Here is a 20038-nt window from a genome sequence, read left to right as displayed (position 1 = left end):
TCCCTATTTTGTCCTGAGCCTCGCTCCAGAACTTCAAGGGATTGAATCGTCTTATGCCGACTCTTACACGCAGGACACTGCTGCAAGCCGCCGCTATCGGATCCGCCTACACCCTGTTGCCCGACTCCATTCGCCAGGCCCTGGCGATCCCCGCCAACAACCGCACCGGCACCCTCATGGACGTCGAGCATGTGGTGATCCTGATGCAGGAAAACCGCTCATTCGATCACTACTTCGGCACCTTGCCCGGCGTGCGCGGGTTCAGTGACCGTTTCACCATTCCACTGCCGGGCGGGCACCGGGTGTGGGAACAGCAGGGCGTGGGGCGGCGGATTTTGCCCTATCACCTGGACAGTTCCCGTGGCAATGCCCAGCGGGTCAGCGGCACGCCTCATTCCTGGGTGGACGAGCACGCCGCCTGGGGCAGTGGCCGGATGCATGCCTGGCCGACGTTCAAGACGCCCACGTCGATGGGCTACTACCGCGAGCAGGAAGTGCCGTTCCAGTTCGCCCTGGCCAACACCTTTACCCTGTGCGATGCCTACCATTGTTCGGTGCACGCCGGCACTAATCCCAACCGGCTGTTCCACTGGACCGGCACCAACGGCCCGACCGGTGCGAACGTCGCGGCGGTGGTCAACGAGTGGGACGGACCCGGTGCGGTGAGCGTGGGCTACACCTGGAAAACCTACCCCGAACGCCTTGAAGAAGCCGGCGTGAGCTGGAAGGTTTATCAGTACTTGCCGGATAACTTTGGCGACAATCCCCTGGCCGGTTTTCGGCAATTTCGTGCGGCCAGCGTTGCGGCTGGCAACCCTGCGGTGCCACCGAAGGACTTCAAGGACTTCGTGCCCTACAGCGACCCATTGAATGCCCGCGTGCCGCTGTACAAGGGCAACGGCAACACACTGCCGGCGGTCAGCGGCAGCGACCTGGAAGCGATCATCCAGGGCTTTCGCAGGGACGTGAACGACGGTCGCCTGCCGCAGGTGAGTTGGCTGGTGGCCCCGGCCGATTACTCCGAACATCCCGGGCCGTCCAGCCCGGTGCAGGGTGGCTGGTTCACCCAGGAAATCCTCAAGGCGTTGACCGCCAACCCGGAGGTCTGGAGCAAGACCGTGTTGCTGGTCAACTACGATGAAAACGACGGTTTCTTCGACCACGTGCCGTCACCATCGGCCCCGTCCAAACGGCTGGACGGCAGCTTTGCCGGCAAGTCCACGGTGAAGTTCGACAGCGAGATCTTCACCCATCCGGCGCCACCCGGTTCAACCGAGCAACCCGCGCCGGACGGTGGGGTGTACGGGCCCGGTCCACGGGTGCCGATGCTGGTGCTGTCGCCGTGGAGCCGGGGCGGTTGGGTCAACTCCCAGGCGTTCGACCACACCTCTGTGCTGCAATTTCTGGAAAAGCGCTTCCACGTGCGCGAACCCAATATCAGCGCCTGGCGCCGGACCGTATGCGGCGACCTCACGTCAGCCTTCAACTTCGTCAACCCCAACACCGAAACCCTGCCGCCGCTGCACACCATCAGTCGCCAGGCCGCCGACACCCTGCGCCAACGCCAGGAACAACTGCCCCAGGTCGTCGTGCCAACCGTGGGCCAGCAACAGGCACCGTTCCAGGCCCGCATGGCGCGGCCCTCCCGGGCGCTGCCGTACCAGTTGAATGTCGAGGGTTCAGTTGACCGTCGCGCCGGTTCCGTGAGCCTGGACTTCTTCAACCATGGCGAACAAGGCGTGGTGTTCCACGTCTACGACCGCCTGCACCTGGATGACATACCCCGCCGCTACACCGTGGAAGCCGGCAAGCACCTCAGCGACACCTGGCAAGTCGCAGGGGCCTACAAACTCTGGCTGTTGGGGCCGAATGGCTTCCACCGTGCATTCAAGGGAAATCTGCTGCGACGTGAGCCCGAGTTATCCCTGGCCTATCACGGCGATACGTTGCTGCTGACCCTGGTCAACCCTGGTAAGCGCACCGCGTCGGTGACCATCGAGCGCTGCCCCTACACCAAACAAGGGCCCTGGTTGCTGGAGATTGCCGGCGGCAGCACCGTGCAGCGCACGTTCTCGTGCCAGCCGAACGGTGGTTGGTACGACTTCAAGTTGCGTGACGAACACGGTTGGGTGCGGCGGGTGGCGGGGCGGATTGAAACCGGCGCGCACAGCATCAGCGATCCGTTGATGGGGAAGCGCGGGTAAGGGCGATTTCGTAAGCCCTTTCTCTGTTTCTCGTAGGAGCAGGGCTTTCCCCCCCAGCAGCGCTTGAAACAAAAACCACTCGGCCATAGCCTCACGCTTTTCCTGAAACTGAGGCCCTGCAGTGGGTAAGCGAAAAACGGTTTGGCCCACGGAGCGGGAAGTTCGACTGCGCTTTATCCTGCTGGCAATCATTGAAACCGCCTGCCATCGAGGCGTTCCCATCGAGCGGCTGTTGCTCTCTTACATCCTGCTGCGCAACAAGCCGAGCCCGGAGCAGTTGTGGGAGGCAATCAGCGACACGTTGCTGCTCGACGAGATGCGCGGCTTTCGCTTTGAGCCTGGGTCGGAAGCCGATCAGTTGATGCGCAAACTGGGCGACGATGCTGCTATGAAAGGGATTGGAGCCTGAACGGTTCCAATCCCTTTTTGGTTTACGGCTTGCCCGCCACCAACTTCGGCGTGCGCGGCGGCACAAGACGCTTGCTCCCTGTCGACTCATACGCCGACGCCAATTGCAGCAGCGCCGAATCGTCATACGCACGGCCGGCAAAGGTCAGCCCCACCGGCATGCCGATATCCGCCATAACGCCCATGGGCACCGTCACGGTCGGCACGCCGAGGTGGCGGATGGCGAGGTTGCCGTTGGCCACCCACACACCGTTGCTCCAGGCGATATCCGCCGAGGCCGGATTCACGTCCGCATCCGCCGGGCCCACGTCGGCGACGGTGGGGAAGATCACGGCGTCCAGCCCCAGCGTGTCCATCCAGTCTTCAAGGTCGATGCGTCGTGTCTGTTCCAGGCCGCGCAGGCCGTCGGGCACGGTGCTGATCTTGTCCCACGGCGTGATGCCGCGCTCGGCCATGCGCACGTACTCGTCCATGCCGGCGGCCAGGTCGTCTTCGCGGTTGGGCAGGGTGCCGGGGTCGTGGGGGAAGATTTTCGGGCCGTCGACATCGGCCAGGCGGTTCAGCGTGGGGTCGTTGTTGGCGCGCAGGAAATCATCGAACGCCCAGGCCGACAGTTCCCACAATTCATCGTGGAGAAATTCCTTGGACACCAGGCCACGGGTAAACACTTTCGGCGCGCCGGGGCGGTCGCCTTCGCAATTGGAGACCAGCGGGAAATCCACTTCGATCACTTGAGCGCCCGCCGCTTCGAGGGCTTTGCGCGCGGCTTCCCAGAGGTCAATCACCGAGGCCCGGGTTTTGATTTGCTGGCCGGTGGGGCCGCCGATTCCCGGGTCGTCGCTGGTGCCTGCTTCGGGGTCGGCGTTGATGTACATGCGCGGCACGCCGAAGCGTTTGCCAGCAAGTGCATCGCCGGTCGCGGCCAGGGCGCCATAGGACTCGGGGCGTACCGACGCCACGCCGGGGATCGGCACCCAGGGTTGCATCCGCCACAGGTCGCCGCGTGTGTCGGGGTCTTCTGCGACTACGATGTCGAGCACTTCAAGCAGGTCGGCCATCGTCCGGGCGTAGGGCACGACGACGTCCATGGTCGGGGTCAGCGGCCAGTTGCCGCGCACCGAGATCACGCCACGGGACGGGGTGTAGGCACACAGGCCGTTGTTGGAGGCCGGGCCGCGTCCGCTGGACCAGGTTTCTTCCGCCAGGCCAAATGCCGCGAAGCTCGCCGCGGTGGCGGTGCCGGCGCCGTTGGAGGAACCCGAGGCGAACGGTGCGGTGAGGTAGTCGGCGTTGTACGGGCTCTCGGCCCGACCATACACGCCGCGCTGCATGCCGCCGTTGGCCATGGGCGGCATGTTGGTCTTGCCCAGGCAAATGGCGCCCGCTGCGCGCAGCCGCTCGATGGTGAACGCATCGCGGCAAGCGGTCAGGTTCGCGAACGCCGGGCTGCCGGAAGCGGCGGTGAGGCCCTTGACCAGGTAACTGTCCTTGGCTGTATAGGGAATGCCGTCGAGCGGCCCCAGGGTTGTGCCGCTGGCCCGGCGAGCATCGGCTGCCCGGGCTTCCTCCAGTGCTTGGGGGTTGCGCACCACTACTGCGTTGAGGGCGGTGGGCGTGTTGGGCACGTCGTAGGCGTCGATCCTGGCGAGGTAGGCCTCTACCAGCTCCACCGCCGTGGTCTGGCCGGACTCGAGCGCGGCGCGCAGTTGGGCAATGGAAACTTCGGTTACTTCGATCACGTGGTTATCGCCGGGTGCAGAAAAGGGGAGGGCTTGAGTGCTGACTCAATCCATTCAGTGAAAGTAGCTTACTGATAGATTTTTCATAGCGCCAGAGCATGGCATCCCTTACTGTGGCCCCTCAATTCCCTTATCGATAACGGTGCTGTTTATGTCCGATGAAGTGCGGCTTGTCGTCATCATCAATACCCAGCCTGGGCGGGGCGCGGACCAGTTGGCCGCGTTTGCCGGGCTCGCTCCGCTGGTGCGGGCCGAAGCGGGTTGCATCCAGTACGACCTGCATCCGGTGGAAGGCAACAGCGACAGTTTTGTGTTGATCGAGACGTGGGCGTCAAAGGCAGCGCTCAAGGATCACCACGCAGCGCCCCACATGCTGGAAGCCGCCAAGCACAACCCGACATTTCGTGCCGGCCCCTCCAACGTTCTGGTGCTGGAACCCGCCGTCCAGACGCTCTGACTTCAATCCGGTGGCTCAAGGGTTTATCATGGCCCCTTCATTTTTTGCTGCCCGGAAAGATTTCGATGTTGTTTACAAGGACTGTCATGGCGAGCGCACTGCTCGCCGTTCTGGCCACCCAGGCCCACGCGTCCAACCTGGACCTGACCTACGAGGCACCCGTCCTCAGCGCTGTACCCCTCACGCCGCAGGCTGAGCCCAAGCCGCGTTTCCCGGTCAAAAGCCTTGCGCCGGTGACCGTGGAAAACAGCTGCACCGGCCGCGAGTGCACCTACGAAGGCGACATCAGCCTGCCCCGTGAGGAGCAGACCGTGCGGCGCATTTCCATCGGTATTCAGTAAGACCTGCGGGCGCCTCAGACAATCCCGTACCGAGGTGCCGGTTTACCCGTCTGCGTGGCCGCGAACAACGCGCCGCGCGCGGCATCGTATGTATCCCACAACCCGCCATCGGCTACCGACGGCCAGGTGATCGACTCGCCCTGGTCAAGCCCGGCCAATGCCGCGTCCACCAGATTTTCAGTGGTCATGACCGACTCTTTTTGCAGTGCGGAAAGCGGAATGCCCGACTCGTCCCAAATCTCGGTAGCGGTGGACGCCGGCAACACGATCTGCACCTTCACCCCGGTTTCTGCCAGCTCTGCCTGCAAGCCACGGCTGAACGCCAGGACATAGCTCTTGGTGCCGCTGTATACGGAACTGACCGGCAGCGAGTGCACGCCCAATACCGACGCCACGTTGATGATCACACCTTCATTACGCACCAGCATGCCGGGCAGCGCTGCGTGGGTCAGGCGGGTGAGGGCGGTGATGTTCAGGGCGATCTGGGTCATGGAGTCCTCGACCGAGGACTGTGCCAGCGGGTGCAGGCGGGCCAGGCCGGCGTTGTTCACCAGCACCTGGATCGCCGGGTTGCCGGCGAGCAGGCTTTCTACGCGAGCCAGGTCCGCAGGGTTGACCAGGTCGGCGCCGATCGTCTGCACCTGACGTCCGTGGGCCTGGGTGATCTTCGCCGCCAGGGCTTTCAAACGGTCTTCACGACGAGCGACCAGGATCAAATCGTAGCCGCGAGCCGCCAATCGGTCGGCATACACCGCACCAATACCGGAGGACGCGCCCGTGATGAGGGCAACTTTTGTGGAAGCGGGGGTCGACATGAACGGCTCCAATAGATGAGTACTCAACCAATATTGTTGAGGGCTCAAGTTATAAGCTTGGGATTTGTCCTTGTCAATGGTTTAGTACTCAATCATTCTAGCGCCATGGAGGAGCTGAAAATGCCAACAGAGAAGATCAACACCGATAAAGCACGCGCCGACCTTTTGGATTTACTGGGCGACGTGGCGTGCACCAACAACGCGCTGCGCCGTGCTGCCAGGCGCTTGGGTCAGCTGTATGACGAAGCGCTGGCACCGATTGGCCTGAAGGCCACACAGGTCGGCTTGCTGGGTGAAATCACGCGGTTGGCGGCGGTGGATGAGCAGGGTGGGCCGACGTTGCAGGAACTGGCCGGACGCCTGGCGATCCTGATGTCGGCGCTGACCCATGCCATGAAGCCGCTGGTGCGCGACGGGATTGTCGAGCTGCGCCCGGACGCCCTGGACAAGCGCACCAAACGTTGCGTGCTCACACCCAAGGGCCAGGCACTGTTCAGTGAGGCGCTGGTGTACTGGGCCTCAGCCAATAACCGGGTGGAGCAAGTCCTGGGACATGATTCGGCGGCGCAACTGCGGGGCATGGCGGATCATGTTGCCTCCGAAGAGTTTCTGGCGGACTACCACAGCCGGTCAGTCCCGGCATAAGCCAGATCCTTTCGTTATTAGACAGACGCCATTCGCCCATCCGATGCTGAGCCCCTCTCGACCAGGGGCTTTCCATGACCACTCCACGCCAACTGAAACTGGGTGCGTTCATGCGCCCGGTCAGCATCCACACCGGCGCCTGGCGCTATCCCGGCGCTTACCGCGACGCCAACTTCAACTTCACGCACCTCAAGCACTTTGCGCAGACCCTGGAGAAGGCGCGTTTTGATGCCTTCTTCATGGCCGACCATCTGGCCCTGCTCAACATGCCCATCGAGGCGTTGAAGCGCAGCCACACGGCCACCTCGTTTGAGCCGTTCACCCTGTTGTCGGCCCTGAGCCAGGCCACCGAGCACATCGGCCTGGTGGCCACGGCCTCGACCACGTACGACGAACCGTTCCACATCGCCCGGCGCTTCGCGTCCCTGGACCATTTGAGCAACGGTCGCGCCGGCTGGAACATCGTCACCACCGCCAACCCGGATGCCGCGCAGAATTTTGGCCTGGAACAGGCCTACGCCCACGACGAACGCTACGCCCGGGCGCGGGAGTTCTACGATGTGGTGACCGGGCTCTGGGACAGTTGGGCCGATGACGCCTTCATCCGCGATGCCGACAGTGGCGTGTACTTCGACCCCGACAAGCTGCACACCCTCAATCACCAGGGCCGCTACCTCAACGTGCGCGGCCCGCTGCACATTGCCCGGCCGGTGCAGGGCTGGCCGGTGATCGTGCAGGCCGGTGCCTCGGAGCCCGGGCGGCAACTGGCGGCAGAAACCGCCGAGGTGATTTTTGTCGCGCCGGGCACGCTCGAGGAGGGGCGCAGGTTCTATGCCGATATCAAGCGCCGGATGCTGGCGGTGGGGCGGCATCCCGACCACCTGAAGATTCTGCCCGGGGCGTTTGTGGTGGTCGGCGATACACAGGAAGAGGCCCGCCGAATTCGTGCTCACCTCGACAGCCTGGTGCATTACGAAAGTGCGATTGCCTCGCTGTCGATAGCACTGGGCACCGATGCAACCCAGTTTGATCCTGACCACTACCTGCCGGCGATTCCCGAAACCAACGCCAGCCAAAGCTCACGGGAGCGGGTGCTGGCCCTGGCTGATCGGGAGCAATTGACGGTGCGCCAACTGGCCCAGCGCCTCGGCGGGTATGCCGGCTTGTCGTTTGTCGGCACGGCCCACAGCATTGCCGATGAGATGCAGCAGTGGCTGGAGGAAGAGGGCAGCGATGGCTTCAACATCATGTTCCCGTGGCTGCCGGGCGGCCTCGATGATTTTGTCGCCAAGGTAGTGCCCGAATTGCAAGGGCGCGGGATCTTCCGGCGGGAGTACGAAGGCTCTACCCTGCGGGAAAACCTCGGGTTGCCACGACCGGCGAACCGATTCTTCGCCGGGTGAACGGGTATTTTTACCGTGGTTAGATCGTTTATTTCCTTCTGATTGGAGGCCATTCCCCAATCGCATATCCATCGCGCCGGTTCAGCCCTGATAACGGAGCTGTCCGGCGTGATCGCGCCATAGGGTCTGTTATCACGGAATTATCGGCTGCCTCGCTCCGATAAATCCCCATCCAGCATCTATTCTTGCTGCTGGGCCAGCGCCTTGCGCCGTTGTACGGCATCTCTAGAATCGGCCCCAGAACTTACTCATTTCCTGTCGATTACGGAGTTTCGAACATGATGAACGCCATGCAGATGCCAATGAACAACGCGATGCCAATGATGCCGATGATGGGCATGCCGATGATGATGGCCACCATGACCTGCAAGATGACCGACGAGGCCATGATGTGCACCATGAAGCCGGCCGCGGGCATGGACATGGCGATGTTCAAGAACAACGCCGAAATGATGGCGATGATGATGAACTGCGGCATGCCGATGATGATGCAGTGCGCCAACATGTCGATGATGTGCATGTCTGAAGACGGCATGGCGATGATGAACAGCATGTCTGCCATGAACATGCCGATGATGATGCCGATGGGCATGCCTATGCCGATGATGAAGTGCGTCATGGAATGCAAGATGGAAGCAGACAGCATGACCTGCAAGATGATGCCGATGCCAGGCATGAGCATGGACATGATGAACAACTGCTGCATGCTGATGATGAAGATGATGAACGACTGCGCCATGCCGATGATGATGAGCTGCAACGGCATGCCGATGATGTGCTGCACCTGCTGATTCGTTTGGCGTAAAACCAGAAAGCCCCGGCGAGTGCCGGGGCTTTTTGCGTTTCAGTCCAGGCGTTCCGGGTAGGTGATCACCAGGAACGCCACCGCCTCGCTGTCTGCCGGATTGCGGTAGCGGTGGGGCTGGTCGGCGTAGAACAAAATCGAGTCACCGGTGGACAGCAGGTAGCGTTCTTCGTTGACGCTGACTTCCAGCACGCCCTGGGCCACCACCAGGTTCTCCTGGATGCCCGGCCCATGGCCCTCTGAAATCTCCTCGCCGAGGGCCTTCAGGCGTATCTCGTAGAACTCCGACTGGCGCGCCATATCGTAGGGAAACAGCGCGCGGCTGATGAAGGTGCCGTCGGCACTCACCAGGCGTTTGCTCTGTTGCGCCGGCAGCAGTTCAACCCCTTCGAACGCACGGTTTTCCAGGAAGGCCGCCACCGACACTTTCAAACCCTTGGCAATCTTGCACAGCACTTTGATCGACGGCACGCTGCGCCCGGATTCAATCTGCGCGAGCATCGCCCGGCTCACGCCACAGTTGCGCGCCAGGGCATCCAGCGACAGGTAGCGTTTACTGCGCAGGCGTTGCAGGTTATGGGCGACGCACTGGCCGATGGCGTCGTCGTCGCCGCTGTTGCAGTCTTTGGATTTGGAGGGGAGGTCGGGCACTTCGGGAATCGCATGCAGGAAATTCATCGCCTCACGCCCGGCGGGTATCGCTGGAGGTGGTGACGTGTGCGGTAAACACCGCGACCCCGGCCCGTGCCGCGTACATCGCCCACATCAACTCAGCCGCTGCGCGAGCCTGGCGGCGTTTGCGGTGGAGGGTGAAATCGATGACGGTGGCAGATGCTTGCATGACGAAAATCTCTGGGGACTCAATGGCCCTACAGTAATCCGTACTACTTATTTCCATAAATACTGAGTTTGCATTTGGTAATTCGATTTTGGACTTAACGCCGAATCACGGCTGTCCGTTCATTAGGGGTGACCCGGAGAGCCTCACCGGCATCCCACCACAGACCTTGCGCCGGACCAAGCCCGTCGCAAAAACGAATTCCAAGGATTTACCCCCATGCCCCCCGCGTTTCTGTTCCCCGCCCGAAAAGCCTGGCCCTTGCTCGGCTTTGGCGCTGCCCTGAGCTTCAGCCCGGTCTCCCAGGCCGACGACACGCTGCAACTGGCACCCGTCGAAGTCAGCAGCGCCGAACTCAGCGCCGATGAACTGGCTCAGGCTCAACTTAAAAGCGTGCCCGGCGCCACCAACTACATCGACATGGGCAGCGTCGACCAGGGGCGGGTGAGCACCAACGAGGACGTGTTCAAATACCAGGCTGGCGTGTACGCCAAGGCGGCGAACAACGAAGGGGTGAAGCTTTCGATCCGTGGCTCGGGCATCAACCGTGGCCCGGGTGCCCACGCTTCCGGCCTGTACGAGACCTTCGACGGCCTGCCGCTGACCGGCCCGGGTGGCACGCCCTACGAGCTCAAGGACCCGTTGTGGCTCAGCCGCGTTGAAGTGCTGCGCGGCGCCAACGGGTTTGACCAGGGCGCCCTGGCCCTGGGCGGGGCGGTCAACTACGTGACCCACACCGGCTACGACGCCCCCACGTTGCAGGTGCGCTACGAAGCCGGCAGCCATGGCTACGCCCAGCGGGAAATCAGCTCGGGGCAGGTGCTGGGGGACGCCGACTACTACCTCAGCCTTACCGACTCGCACTACGACGGCTTCCAGAACCACAGCGCCGGCAGCGGCAAAGGCATGGCGGCCAATTTTGGCTACCGCTTCAACCCCGACCTGGAAACCCGCTTCTACTTCCGCTACCGCGAAACCGACAACGATTCCCCCGGCAAGCTGACCCGCGACCAGATCAGCCACGATCCACGCGCCGCCGCCGCCCTCAACGTGGCGCGGGATTCGAAACGCACGCAGCCGGGCTCGACCTGGATCGCCAACAAAACCACCTTGCACCTGGACGACAACGCCCGGATCGAGGTCGGGCTGGCGTATCACGACTACCCGATGGACCTGCGCGAGGGCACCAACCGCCTCAAGGTTGCCTACACCGACGTCAGTGGCACCGTGAATTACATCCGCCAGGACACGCTGTTCGGGCGCGACAGCAAGACCACCCTCGGCCTGCGCACCACCCAGGCGATGCCGAATAACGGTGGCTCGGAGTTCGTACGGATCCCGACCGGCAATACGGCTGGCTACGCGCCCGGCACCAAGACCCGCGACTACAGCTACCTGGGTTCCGACAGCGTGCTGCATATCGGCAATGACCTTGAGTTGGTGCCGGACCTTTGGCTGACCACCGGCCTGGCGGCGATCTACACCCGTCGTGAAACCGAAGTCAGCTACCCAGAGACCCACACACCGGTCAGCCAGCACGATTGGGATTACTCGCCACGGGTGGGCCTGCGTTATGACTTCAGCCCGCAACTGCAGGTGTACGGCAACCTGAGCCGTTCGGTGGAGCCGCCCCATGCGTGGTCGATGATCTGGGGTTCCAATCTGTATTTCCCCAAGGGCAGCGGCCCGGCGAGCGGCCTGCAACGTGAAGGCGTGAAACTGAAAAACCAGACCGCCACCACCCTGGAAGTCGGCGGGCGCGGTGAAGCGTGGTTCGGCCAGTGGGACCTAGCGCTGTACCGTTCCGAGGTACGCCACGAACTGCTCAGCGTTGAAACCCAAGCCGCAACGTCCACCACGTCTGCGATCATCGCCGAATCCAACGCCAGCCCTACCGTGCACCAAGGCGTGGAACTGAGCCTGATCAGCCCGCTGTGGGACGGTGGCCGCACCGGCCGGTTTGACTTGCGTCAGGCCTACACTTACAGCGACTTCCACTACCGCAACGACGACCGCTTCGGCGACAACACCTTGCCCGGCATCCCCAAGCACTACTACCAGGCGCAACTGCGCTACAGCCACCCGAGCGGTTTCTACACCAGCCTCAACGGCGAGCATTCATCGCGGGTGGCCGTGGACTACGCCAATTCCTACTACGCGGCGGCCTACACCCTACTCGGTGCGACGCTCGGGTATGACGCGCCGAAGCACGACTGGCAAGCCTGGGTCGACCTGCGCAACCTGACCAACCGGCGCTACGCGAATACGGTCACGCCGGGTTATGACGACAAAGGGATGGACGTGGCGCGGTCGACGCCGGGGGATGGCATGGGCGTGTACACCGGCGTTTCCTGGAGCTGGCGTTAAAGCAGGGCCTCGATTTGCGCCTGCTCCCAGGCACTCAGCAAGCTGACCGGATCGGTGCCGAAACGCTGCCAGTTCTCGGGGCTGCCGGTCCTGCCGTCGGGGGATTCGCAGGAGAGACAGCCGCGAAGTACGCCATCGTGCGCCAGCAGGGTGATCTGCCAGCCATCGGCGCGAAACAGTGTTCCCTCGATCTCGATCGGGGACGCTGCAACCTGCACGGTGCGGGTGCCAAGGGCGATGTCCTTGAGCAACTGGTAAGCCTCCCGCGCAGAGACGGTCGAGGGGGATGGAGTCATGAAAATCAGCCTTTTTCGGGGGCGTGCAGTGTCGCGTTCCCGCGAGGGTGTTTCAAGTTCAGGGCCCCCGTCCACGAGCCGGTTTTTTTGCTTTTAGTGCTGGTTTTTTTGTAACAATTACCTGTATAAGATAAAGCCTGCTCCACTGAAAGATACTTCTTCAGGAGCAGTTAGTTCCTTGCGCCACCGGCGTGGGTACTTAAGCGGGTACGCACATGGAATGTCGCCGTACGCGCAAACACAGTTATCCAACTGTCAGCAATCAACTTGATAGTGTTGTCATTTCATCACGAAGTGGCTTTCGCACTGCCGGGATCAATTGCGCCCGTTTTATCGCTTTAAACTTAATTAATCGGTTGTAAATGGAGTATTACCATGCAAAGGAAAGCACTGTTCAAATACGTCGCGTTGTTGTGGGTGCCGCTGATGGCGGGCTGTATCAGCACCCAGCCTTCACGGGTGCCGGAGCGCGCTATCCAGGCGCCTGTGGAGCAGGCCGCCGCAGTCGATAACTGCTCCCAGGGCTGCCCTTCCGGCGGTGGGCCGCTGACGTTGAATCGCCAGGCCTACACCCTCAATAACAATGCCTCGACCAAGTTCGCCAACTGGGTGGCCTACCGGATTACCAAGTCCACACCAGCCAGCGGAAAACCGCGCAATTGGCAGACCGATCCGGACATTCCTGCGGGCGAAACCCTTGACCCGGTTGACTATAACGGCGCCAACGTGGCACTGAAGGTCGACCGCGGGCACCAGGCAAACCTGGCGTCGATGGCCGGCGTCGCCGATTGGCAGACCCTCAATTACCTGTCCAACATCACCCCGCAAAAGTCCGATCTGAACCAGGGACCGTGGGCACGCCTGGAGGATCAGGAGCGCAACCTGAGCCAGGACGCCGCAGTGGATGAGGTGTATGTGATGACCGGCCCGCTGTATGAGAAATTCATTGGCAGCTTGCCGGGGACTAATAAGGTCCACACGATTCCCAGTGGTTACTGGAAGATTGTTTCTGTGGGCAAGTCGCCGCAAGACGGACTTTATGCCTCGTTCATCATGAATCAGGAAACACCCAAGGGCGCCAACTTCTGTGACTATCGCGCAACGGTCGAACAGATTGAGCAACGTTCCGGGCTGACATTCTGGAGCGCGTTGCCGCAAGCGGTGCAAACTGCACTTAAGTCAAAGCAGGGGCAACTGCCTCAGAGAATTGGCTGCAAGTAAGCGCCATGTTCTAAACGTTAGTCGTTAGTTATCATTCACCCATTAAGTTGGCAGGCGCGGGAGTGCGTGCCAACTAAGGGTCGTTATCACTCAGTAAGATTTTAACCCGCAGTCATTACCTACCTGCATCCGGCTCGCTGCACCTCACGCACGGTGGCTTCGGTCGCCGGGCCTCTTGCTCCCCCTTCGTTTTACTGTCATCGTTCGCGCAATTGGTAATCTTTCTTGTTTGAGAAATTTTTGCGCATGCATGACTTTCCTGTAGCTCAGGGTGATACAGCCCGTCGCCAGCAGACCATCGCCACCCTCTACAGCGACCACCATTCCTGGTTGCACGGTTGGCTGCGCAAGAAACTTGGCTGTTCGCAACATGCGGCAGACCTGGCCCACGACGCTTTTATCCGCATTCTGCTGCTGGCCGAACCGCACACCATCAAGGAACCTCGGGCGTTTCTGGCAACGACGGCGGGGCGCCTGATGATTGATGGCGCGCGGCGGCGGCGGATCGAGAAGGCCTATATGGAAGCCCTGGCGATTCAGAGTGAAGACGCCGGCATGCCCGATCCGGCGGCGATTCATGTGGCGCTCCAGGCCCTGGAGCGCATCGCCGAGATGCTCACCGGCTTGCCCGCCAAGGCCCGCGAAGCCTTCTTGCTCAGCCGTCTCGACGGGCTGACCTACAGCGAAATCGCCGCACAACTGCAGGTGTCACCCAGCACCGTGAAGAACTACATTTCCAGCGCGCTGGTGCACTGCTATCACACCCTGCACGGGGCGGACCCGCTGTCGTGAGTTCCGAGCAGATCATCAGTGAAGCCGCCCGCTGGCTGACGTTGTTGCACGACGACCCCGTGACCGAGGCCGACCGCGCGGCGTTCGAGCGTTGGCGCCAGGCCGACCCACGGCATGCCGTCGCCATCGAGCGTATGCGCAGCCTGTGGGGCAGCCTCGACGAACTGCCCGCCGCGCCGGCGCGCATCGCCCTGAACCGCGCATTTGCGCCGCAGAAAACCAGGTTTGCCGCCCGGGGCACCCAGGCCGTCGCGCTGCTGGGTGTGTTGTTGTGCGGCTGGGCCGGCTTTGAGCGGATGCCGGTGTGGATGGCCGACCAGCGCACCAGCGTGGGGGAGCGGCGCCAGGTGGCATTGACGGACGGCAGCCAGGTGCAACTCAACAGCAACTCGGCGCTGGACGTGAAGTTTGATGGCCATCAACGGGTGATCGACCTGTTGCAGGGCGAGATGTGGGTCGAGGTGGCCACGGACGCGCAACGGCCGTTCGTGGTGCACACCGACCAGGGCACGGCCACGGCGTTGGGCACGCGATTCCTGGTGCGCAAGGCCGAAGACGGATCGACCGTGGTCACCGTGATCGAGTCCACCGTGGCCGTCAAAGGCAACCGTGCAGGCGAGGTGAAAGTGCCGGCGGGGCAGACGTCCACGCTCCGTGACGGACAGGCCGGCGAGCCGCACGCCATCGGCAATGCCGACCCGGATGCCTGGACCCGCGGCCTGCTCAAGGTCGATGACCAACCCCTGAGCGAGGTGCTGCAAACCCTCGCCGGTTACCGCCATGGCCTGGTGCGCTTTGACCCGCAGGCCCTGCAAGGGCTGCGCGTGTCGGGGGTATTCAAGCTCGACGACACCGGCGCAGCGCTGGCGTCACTGGCGGATAACCTGCCGATCAAGGTGGAGTACTTCACCGATTTGGTGGTGGTGATCAAGCCGCTGTAGAAAAATCTGAATAAAAACCGCTCTCATTCATACCCGATTTTCCGACATGACCGTCATGACTAATAGAACCCCCATTTCCCAGGACTTCTCATGTCGCGCCTTGCTCGTCCCTTACCGCCACTGGCCCTTTCAGTGGCGATGGCATTTGCCGCCGTACCTCTGCTGACCCCTCAAGCGTCCTACGCGGCGCAAAGCGCTGCGTTCTCCATTCCCGCCGGCGACCTGAGCCGGGCCCTCAACAGCCTCGCCGAAGAGGCAGGCCTGGTGTTGGCGTTTGATTCCAGCCTGACCCGTGGCAAGCACAGCAATGGCCTGAACGGGCAGTACAGCACCGACGCCGCCCTGGCCCAATTGTTGGCCGGCAGCGGCTTGCAAGCCCTGAAGATTGCCGACAACCGCTACCGCCTCGAAGCCATCCCGCCCAGCGATGGCGCCATGGAATTGCAGGCCACCACCATCAGCGGCGCCTATCAGTCGGAAAGCCCCACCGGCCCGGTGTCCGGCTACGTGGCCACCCGCAGCCTGTCGGGCACCAAGACCGACACCGCGCTGATCGAAACCCCGCAGTCGATCTCGGTGGTCACCAAAGACCAGATGCGCGCGCAGAACGCCGAAAGCCTCAACCAGATTTTGCGCTACAGCGCCGCCGTGATCCCGGAAACCCGGGGCTCCACCGCCTCGCGCCTCGACCAGTTGACCATCCGTGGCTTCGCCCCGGCCACCTACCTCGACGGCCTGCGCATGCCGTCGAGCCGGGACGCCTTGCCGCAAAAAGACGCCTTTGACCTGGAGCGTGTCGAAGTGCTGCGCGGGCCGGCGTCGGTGCTGTACGGGCAGGGCACGCCCAGCGGTGTGATCAACATGGTCAGCAAGCGCCCCTGGACACACCGTTCCATGAGGTCGGCGTGGAGTACGGCACCTTCAACAAGAAGCGCACCACCTTCGACTTGAGTGGCCCGCTGGACGATCAAGGCGTGTATTCCTACCGCGTCGCCGGCTTGTTCGACGATGCCGACGGGCAGATCGACCACACCGAAACCCGTCGCCAGTCCCTGTCCACCGCCTTTACCTGGCGCCCGGACGACAACACCTCGCTGACCTTGCTCGGGCATTTCCAGAAGGACCCCAAGGGCGCGTCCTACGGTTCGATGCCGGCCTGGGGCTCGGTGCTGCACAGCCCGACCGGACGCAAGATCGACGTGGATTTCTACGATGGCGAGAAAAGCTTCGAGAAGAGTGACCGCGAGTATTACTCCATCGGCTACGCCTTCGAACATCATTTCAACGATGTCTGGACCGTGCGCCAGAACGCCCGGTACCTGCGCAGCGAAGGGCAGTACCGCAGCCTCTACAGCAACTACCTGGAGAGCGACTACCGCACCATTCGGCGCTCGACCACTGCCAGCGACGTGAACATCGACGCCTACGCCCTCGACAACCAGTTGCAGGCCAAATTCGACACCGGTCCGTTGCAGCACACCGTGCTGATGGGCGCCGATTACCAGAACACCAGCACCGACACCAAGTCGGGCAGCGGCGTGTACACCGCCGGGCCTACGCTGGATATTTTCAACCCGGTCTACGGTGCGGCAGTGCCGGTGCCGGCCTACACCAGCGACGCCACCTCGCGCAGTGAGCAAACCGGCGTGTACCTGCAGGAACAGATGAAGTGGGACAAGTGGGTGCTGTTGATGGGCGGGCGCTATGACTGGGCTACCACCGACAACAGCACGCTGGCCATGACCACCCAGAAAAAGACCAAGTCGTCCCAGGACAGCAAAGCCTTCACCGGCCGCCTGGGCCTGGTCTACCTGTTCGATAACGGCCTGGCGCCGTATGTCAGCTACTCGGAATCCTTCCAGCCGCAATCCGGCACGGGCTACGGCGGTTCGACGTTCCAGCCTACCGAAGGCAAACAGACGGAAATCGGCATCAAGTACCAGCCGCCGGGCAGCAACAGCTTCATCACGGCGGCCATTTTCGACCTGCGCCAGACCAACGTGCCGACACTGGACCCGGACGCTTCCCACCTGTGCAACGGCTCGCGCTGCCAGGTGCAGGATGGTGAAGTGCAGTCCCGTGGCTTCGAACTGGAAGGCAAGGCCAGCCTGAACGACAACCTGGACATTACCGCGGCCTATGCCTACCTGGATAACCGCATCAGCAAGTCCAACAACACCGTGCGTTATGCGCCCATCAGCGACATCGGCGTCGGCCCGGCCATCGCGGCCGAAGGCACCACCACCTACGCCGTACCGCGCCATACCGCCTCGGCCTGGGCGGACTACACCCTGCACGACGGCACGCTGAAAGGCTTCGGTGTCGGGGCGGGTGCGCGGTATGTCGGTTCGTCGTGGGGCGATACCGCCAACACCCTGAAAGTGCCGGGCTACACCTTGTTTGATGCGGCGGTGCACTACGACATTCCGCACATCAACCGCCAGGGTGACAACCTGCGCCTGGCGGTGAACGCCACCAACCTGGCGAACAAAGAGTACGTTGCGTCCTGCTATTCGTACTCGTGGTGCTGGTATGGCTCACAGCGCACCGTGCAGGCGAGTGCCACGTATCAGTGGTAAATAAAAAAGGCCTTGGCGAAAGGATTCGGGAGCAGCAGCGCCAAGGCCAAAAAACAGAGCGTTCGCCGATCAGGCCATGAGCGTATCCAGGATGCGTTTCCCAAGGGCCTCGGCGGCGGCTTCGGATTCTATATTGGCAAAGCCCAGCAGCAGGCCGGGGCCGGTCTGGCCTTGAATGTTCCAGTCGCTCAAGGCTTCTGCATAAATCCCGGCCTGCGCCAGGCGCGCCACGCACAGGCGGTCTGACTGTTGCGCGTTCAGGCGCAGGATCAGGTGCATTCCGCCCGGTTGGGCATCAATCGAAATATGCGCGCCCAAGGCCCTGCGCAGGCCCCTGGCGGTGGCTTCCCGACGCTCACCGTAGAGTTTGCGCATACGCTGGATATGCCGCGCAAAATGCCCTTCGGCCATAAACGTCGCGACGATCGCCTGGGTCAACTCCGGGCAACCGCCGAGGAAGGTCTGGCTGACGTGTTCGAAGCGTTCCACCTGCGCCGCCGGCACCACCAGGTAGGCGAGGCGGATGCCGGGAAACAACACCTTGCTGAAGGTCCCGGCGTAAAGCACCCGGCCGTCGCGGTCCAGGCTCTTGAGGGCCGGCAGCGGGCGGCTCACGTAGCGGTATTCGCCGTCGTAGTCGTCCTCGATGATCCAGGCCTGCTGGCGGCTGGCCCAATCCAGCAGTTCCAGGCGCCGGGGCAACGCCAGCGAGACGCACAGCGGGCTTTGATGGGCCGGCGTGACCACTACGGCGCGGGCGCCTTTGCCCGGTTGCACGGCCTGGGACACCTGCATGCCGTCCTGGTCCACCGGTACCGGTATGGCGTGGATATTCAGGTAATCCAGCAACGGTCGGGTGAACAGGTAGCCCGGGTCTTCCACCAGCACCCGGTCGCCCGGTTCCAGCAGCGCATGGGCGATCAGGCCCAGGGTGTTGCGGTAGCCCGAGGTGACGAAGACTTGCGCAGGCGAGCAATGGATACCCCGGGCGACCTGCAGGTAGCTGGCAATCGCCGTGCGCAGGGAGTTCAGGCCGTAGACGCAGGGGTTGGCCATGTCTGCGACCTGGGTGGCACGCACGCAGCGGGCGGCTATTTTCGACCAGATCTTGCGCGGGAACGCATCGAGTGCCGGCAGGCCCATTTGAAACGGCAGCACGGCGGCCTTTTGCCTCACGGCGTTGTGATCGCTGGCGGTGGCGGGGCGCTCCGGCAGGCTGGACTTGATCCCTTCCGCCACCACGGTGCCGGCCTGGCCACGGGCCTGGATATAGCCTTCGGCTGCCAGCAGCGAATACGCCGTGTCGATGGTGCCCCGGGCCAGACCCAGCTCCTTGGCCAGGGCCCGGGCCGCCGGTATGCGTTCCCCGGCTTGAGCAGACCGTCGGCAATCGCGCTGCGGAACCGCCAGTAAAGTTGCCGGTAGATCGGCTCGGCAGAGCCGGCGTCCAGCGGTGAAAAGGCCTTGATCGAAGTGCTCATCCGGCGGCGGGTCCTGTTCAGGTGGCGAAGTAGTCGTGCAGCGCCTGGTCGGTCTGGAGGCGGGTCTGGGCCAGGGTTTCCGGGCGTGAAGCGGTGCCTTCGACGGTGAAGAAGGTCACGTCATGCAGGCCGATCATGCCCAGGATGGTTTTCAGGTACGGCGTCAGGAAGTCCGGCTGGTGCGCACGCTCCCCGGAAAATCGCCCGCCCGAGGCCACGGCGACGAACACGGGCCGGTCCTGCAACAAGCCAACCTTGCCCTGGGCCGAGATATCGAAAGTGCGGCGCACCCGCGCAATGTGATCGAGCCATAGCTTGAGGGCTGCGGGCACCGAGTAGTTATGCATGGGGGTGGCAATCACCACGATATCGGCCAGTTCCACTTCGCGAACAAGCTGCTCGGACTGGGCCATCGAACCCTCTGATGAGACATCCACCGGCGACTGCTGGGACGTTGCATAAGCCTCGTCCACCGGCCCCAGCGCATTCCCGGCGATAACGCGCCGGGTCACCTCGGCAGCCGGGTGCCGCTGGCGCAGGCATTCAATGATCTTGTGGGAGAGCGCAGTGCTCTCCGACGCTTGCCCGCGAGGGCTGGCACTGACATGCAGAATATTCATGGGGCGGTGCTTCCTGGATGGATGGCCCTCAGTCTACGAACCCCATGACCCAGGCCAAAGGGCCAAGAATCAAGATTCAGAGTAGG

At 62.7% G+C, this 20038-nt stretch carries 17 protein-coding genes and 2 pseudogenes; 11 read left to right on the top strand and 8 right to left on the bottom strand.

Annotated elements, in window-relative coordinates; translation table 11 throughout:
- The first annotated feature begins 53 nt into the window (after positions 1 to 53).
- Both JFV30_RS17000 and JFV30_RS16995 read left to right on the top strand, forming a co-directional pair.
- Positions 54 to 2204 carry a phosphocholine-specific phospholipase C gene (locus JFV30_RS17000; protein WP_201124692.1) on the top strand — a complete coding sequence of 717 codons (2151 nt, stop codon included), beginning with the start codon at positions 54 to 56 and terminating at the stop codon, positions 2202 to 2204.
- A 121-nt stretch (positions 2205 to 2325) separates the two neighbouring features.
- The gene (locus JFV30_RS16995; RefSeq protein WP_201124691.1) at positions 2326 to 2613 is read left to right on the top strand and encodes a hypothetical protein; all 288 of its coding nucleotides are present in this window, start codon (positions 2326 to 2328) and stop codon (positions 2611 to 2613) included.
- 22 nt (positions 2614 to 2635) lie between these two features.
- Here JFV30_RS16995 and JFV30_RS16990 read toward each other — a convergent pair whose 3' ends face one another.
- The gene (locus JFV30_RS16990) at positions 2636 to 4351 is read right to left on the bottom strand and encodes an amidase (RefSeq protein WP_201124690.1); all 1716 of its coding nucleotides are present in this window, start codon (positions 4349 to 4351) and stop codon (positions 2636 to 2638) included.
- 151 nt (positions 4352 to 4502) lie between these two features.
- Between JFV30_RS16990 and JFV30_RS16985 the strand changes: the two genes are divergently transcribed.
- Together JFV30_RS16985 and JFV30_RS16980 are read left to right on the top strand one after the other, a co-directional pair.
- On the top strand, positions 4503 to 4808 hold the full coding sequence (locus JFV30_RS16985; RefSeq protein WP_010172430.1) for a putative quinol monooxygenase: 306 nt from the start codon (positions 4503 to 4505) through the stop codon (positions 4806 to 4808).
- Positions 4809 to 4894: 86 nt separating this feature from the next.
- Complete coding sequence (locus JFV30_RS16980; RefSeq protein ID WP_010172429.1) at positions 4895 to 5149, top strand: hypothetical protein; 255 nt, start codon at positions 4895 to 4897, stop codon at positions 5147 to 5149.
- A gap of 14 nt (positions 5150 to 5163) precedes the next feature.
- On the opposite strand, the gene JFV30_RS16975 is transcribed toward JFV30_RS16980, so the two are convergent.
- Entirely contained in the window at positions 5164 to 5964 is an 801-nt protein-coding gene (locus JFV30_RS16975) for an SDR family NAD(P)-dependent oxidoreductase (RefSeq protein WP_201124689.1), read from the bottom strand.
- Between the two features lie 120 nt (positions 5965 to 6084).
- On the opposite strand from JFV30_RS16975, the gene JFV30_RS16970 reads away from it, so the two are divergent.
- Both JFV30_RS16970 and JFV30_RS16965 read left to right on the top strand, forming a co-directional pair.
- Complete coding sequence (locus JFV30_RS16970; RefSeq protein WP_201124688.1) at positions 6085 to 6609, top strand: MarR family winged helix-turn-helix transcriptional regulator; 525 nt, start codon at positions 6085 to 6087, stop codon at positions 6607 to 6609.
- Between the two features lie 74 nt (positions 6610 to 6683).
- Entirely contained in the window at positions 6684 to 8012 is a 1329-nt protein-coding gene (locus tag JFV30_RS16965; RefSeq protein WP_201124687.1) for an LLM class flavin-dependent oxidoreductase, read from the top strand.
- A 262-nt stretch (positions 8013 to 8274) separates the two neighbouring features.
- Here JFV30_RS16965 and JFV30_RS33525 read toward each other — a convergent pair whose 3' ends face one another.
- Genes JFV30_RS33525 through JFV30_RS16950 form a run of 3 tightly spaced genes read right to left on the bottom strand, consistent with a single transcriptional unit; the run spans position 8275 to position 9658 of the window.
- The gene (locus JFV30_RS33525) at positions 8275 to 8796 is read right to left on the bottom strand and encodes a hypothetical protein (protein WP_201124686.1); all 522 of its coding nucleotides are present in this window, start codon (positions 8794 to 8796) and stop codon (positions 8275 to 8277) included.
- Positions 8797 to 8856: 60 nt separating this feature from the next.
- Positions 8857 to 9495, bottom strand: a complete 639-nt coding sequence (locus tag JFV30_RS16955) for a helix-turn-helix domain-containing protein (RefSeq protein ID WP_010172420.1) — start codon at positions 9493 to 9495, stop codon at positions 8857 to 8859.
- 4 nt (positions 9496 to 9499) lie between these two features.
- Positions 9500 to 9658 (bottom strand): hypothetical protein, encoded by a 159-nt coding sequence (locus JFV30_RS16950; protein WP_201124685.1) that lies wholly within the window; start codon positions 9656 to 9658, stop codon positions 9500 to 9502.
- Positions 9659 to 9874: 216 nt separating this feature from the next.
- Here JFV30_RS16950 and JFV30_RS16945 point away from each other — a divergent pair, with 216 nt between their 5' ends.
- Positions 9875 to 12022 carry a TonB-dependent receptor family protein gene (locus JFV30_RS16945; protein WP_201124684.1) on the top strand — a complete coding sequence of 716 codons (2148 nt, stop codon included), beginning with the start codon at positions 9875 to 9877 and terminating at the stop codon, positions 12020 to 12022.
- Here the strand turns inward: JFV30_RS16945 and JFV30_RS16940 are convergent.
- Positions 12019 to 12318, bottom strand: coding sequence for a DUF7693 family protein (locus tag JFV30_RS16940; protein ID WP_169389003.1), 300 nt, complete (start codon positions 12316 to 12318; stop codon positions 12019 to 12021). The genes JFV30_RS16945 and JFV30_RS16940 overlap by 4 nt on opposite strands.
- A gap of 375 nt (positions 12319 to 12693) precedes the next feature.
- On the opposite strand from JFV30_RS16940, the gene JFV30_RS16935 reads away from it, so the two are divergent.
- The 4 genes and pseudogenes from JFV30_RS16935 to JFV30_RS16920 all read left to right on the top strand — a co-directional run bounded on the left by JFV30_RS16935 (position 12694) and on the right by JFV30_RS16920 (position 17851).
- Positions 12694 to 13539, top strand: a complete 846-nt coding sequence (locus JFV30_RS16935; protein ID WP_010172413.1) for a DNA/RNA non-specific endonuclease — start codon at positions 12694 to 12696, stop codon at positions 13537 to 13539.
- 246 nt (positions 13540 to 13785) lie between these two features.
- Positions 13786 to 14331, top strand: coding sequence for a sigma-70 family RNA polymerase sigma factor (locus JFV30_RS16930; RefSeq protein WP_201124683.1), 546 nt, complete (start codon positions 13786 to 13788; stop codon positions 14329 to 14331).
- Positions 14328 to 15272, top strand: coding sequence for a FecR domain-containing protein (locus JFV30_RS16925; RefSeq protein WP_201124682.1), 945 nt, complete (start codon positions 14328 to 14330; stop codon positions 15270 to 15272). The genes JFV30_RS16930 and JFV30_RS16925 overlap by 4 nt, the downstream gene beginning before the upstream one ends.
- A gap of 90 nt (positions 15273 to 15362) precedes the next feature.
- Positions 15363 to 17851 (top strand): annotated as a pseudogene (locus JFV30_RS16920) (TonB-dependent siderophore receptor).
- 69 nt (positions 17852 to 17920) lie between these two features.
- Here JFV30_RS16920 and pdxR read toward each other — a convergent pair.
- Positions 17921 to 19332, bottom strand: a pseudogene (pdxR, locus tag JFV30_RS16915) (MocR-like pyridoxine biosynthesis transcription factor PdxR).
- 17 nt (positions 19333 to 19349) lie between these two features.
- Positions 19350 to 19952, bottom strand: a complete 603-nt coding sequence (locus JFV30_RS16910) for an FMN-dependent NADH-azoreductase (protein WP_201124681.1) — start codon at positions 19950 to 19952, stop codon at positions 19350 to 19352.
- Positions 19953 to 20038 lie beyond the last annotated feature (86 nt).

Origin of the sequence: Pseudomonas sp. TH32, assembly GCF_016650855.1 — a bacterium.
Taxonomy (GTDB): Bacteria; Pseudomonadota; Gammaproteobacteria; order Pseudomonadales; family Pseudomonadaceae; genus Aquipseudomonas.
Note: the sequence above shows the minus strand (reverse complement) of the source record. Positions and strands in the feature narration are given on the sequence as shown.

What these genes read in the sequence shown, in the direction of transcription:
- JFV30_RS17000 (WP_201124692.1), top strand. Translation starts at nt 54, where the DNA reads ATGCCGACTCTTACACGCAGGACACTGCTGCAAGCCGCCGCTATCGGA.
- JFV30_RS16985 (WP_010172430.1), top strand. Translation starts at nt 4,503, where the DNA reads ATGTCCGATGAAGTGCGGCTTGTCGTCATCATCAATACCCAGCCTGGG.
- JFV30_RS16980 (WP_010172429.1), top strand. Translation starts at nt 4,895, where the DNA reads ATGGCGAGCGCACTGCTCGCCGTTCTGGCCACCCAGGCCCACGCGTCC.
- JFV30_RS16975 (WP_201124689.1), bottom strand. Translation starts at nt 5,964, where the DNA reads ATGTCGACCCCCGCTTCCACAAAAGTTGCCCTCATCACGGGCGCGTCC.
- JFV30_RS16970 (WP_201124688.1), top strand. Translation starts at nt 6,085, where the DNA reads ATGCCAACAGAGAAGATCAACACCGATAAAGCACGCGCCGACCTTTTG.
- JFV30_RS16965 (WP_201124687.1), top strand. Translation starts at nt 6,684, where the DNA reads ATGACCACTCCACGCCAACTGAAACTGGGTGCGTTCATGCGCCCGGTC.
- JFV30_RS16955 (WP_010172420.1), bottom strand. Translation starts at nt 9,495, where the DNA reads ATGAATTTCCTGCATGCGATTCCCGAAGTGCCCGACCTCCCCTCCAAA.
- JFV30_RS16950 (WP_201124685.1), bottom strand. Translation starts at nt 9,658, where the DNA reads ATGCAAGCATCTGCCACCGTCATCGATTTCACCCTCCACCGCAAACGC.
- JFV30_RS16945 (WP_201124684.1), top strand. Translation starts at nt 9,875, where the DNA reads ATGCCCCCCGCGTTTCTGTTCCCCGCCCGAAAAGCCTGGCCCTTGCTC.
- JFV30_RS16940 (WP_169389003.1), bottom strand. Translation starts at nt 12,318, where the DNA reads ATGACTCCATCCCCCTCGACCGTCTCTGCGCGGGAGGCTTACCAGTTG.
- JFV30_RS16935 (WP_010172413.1), top strand. Translation starts at nt 12,694, where the DNA reads ATGCAAAGGAAAGCACTGTTCAAATACGTCGCGTTGTTGTGGGTGCCG.
- JFV30_RS16930 (WP_201124683.1), top strand. Translation starts at nt 13,786, where the DNA reads ATGCATGACTTTCCTGTAGCTCAGGGTGATACAGCCCGTCGCCAGCAG.
- JFV30_RS16910 (WP_201124681.1), bottom strand. Translation starts at nt 19,952, where the DNA reads ATGAATATTCTGCATGTCAGTGCCAGCCCTCGCGGGCAAGCGTCGGAG.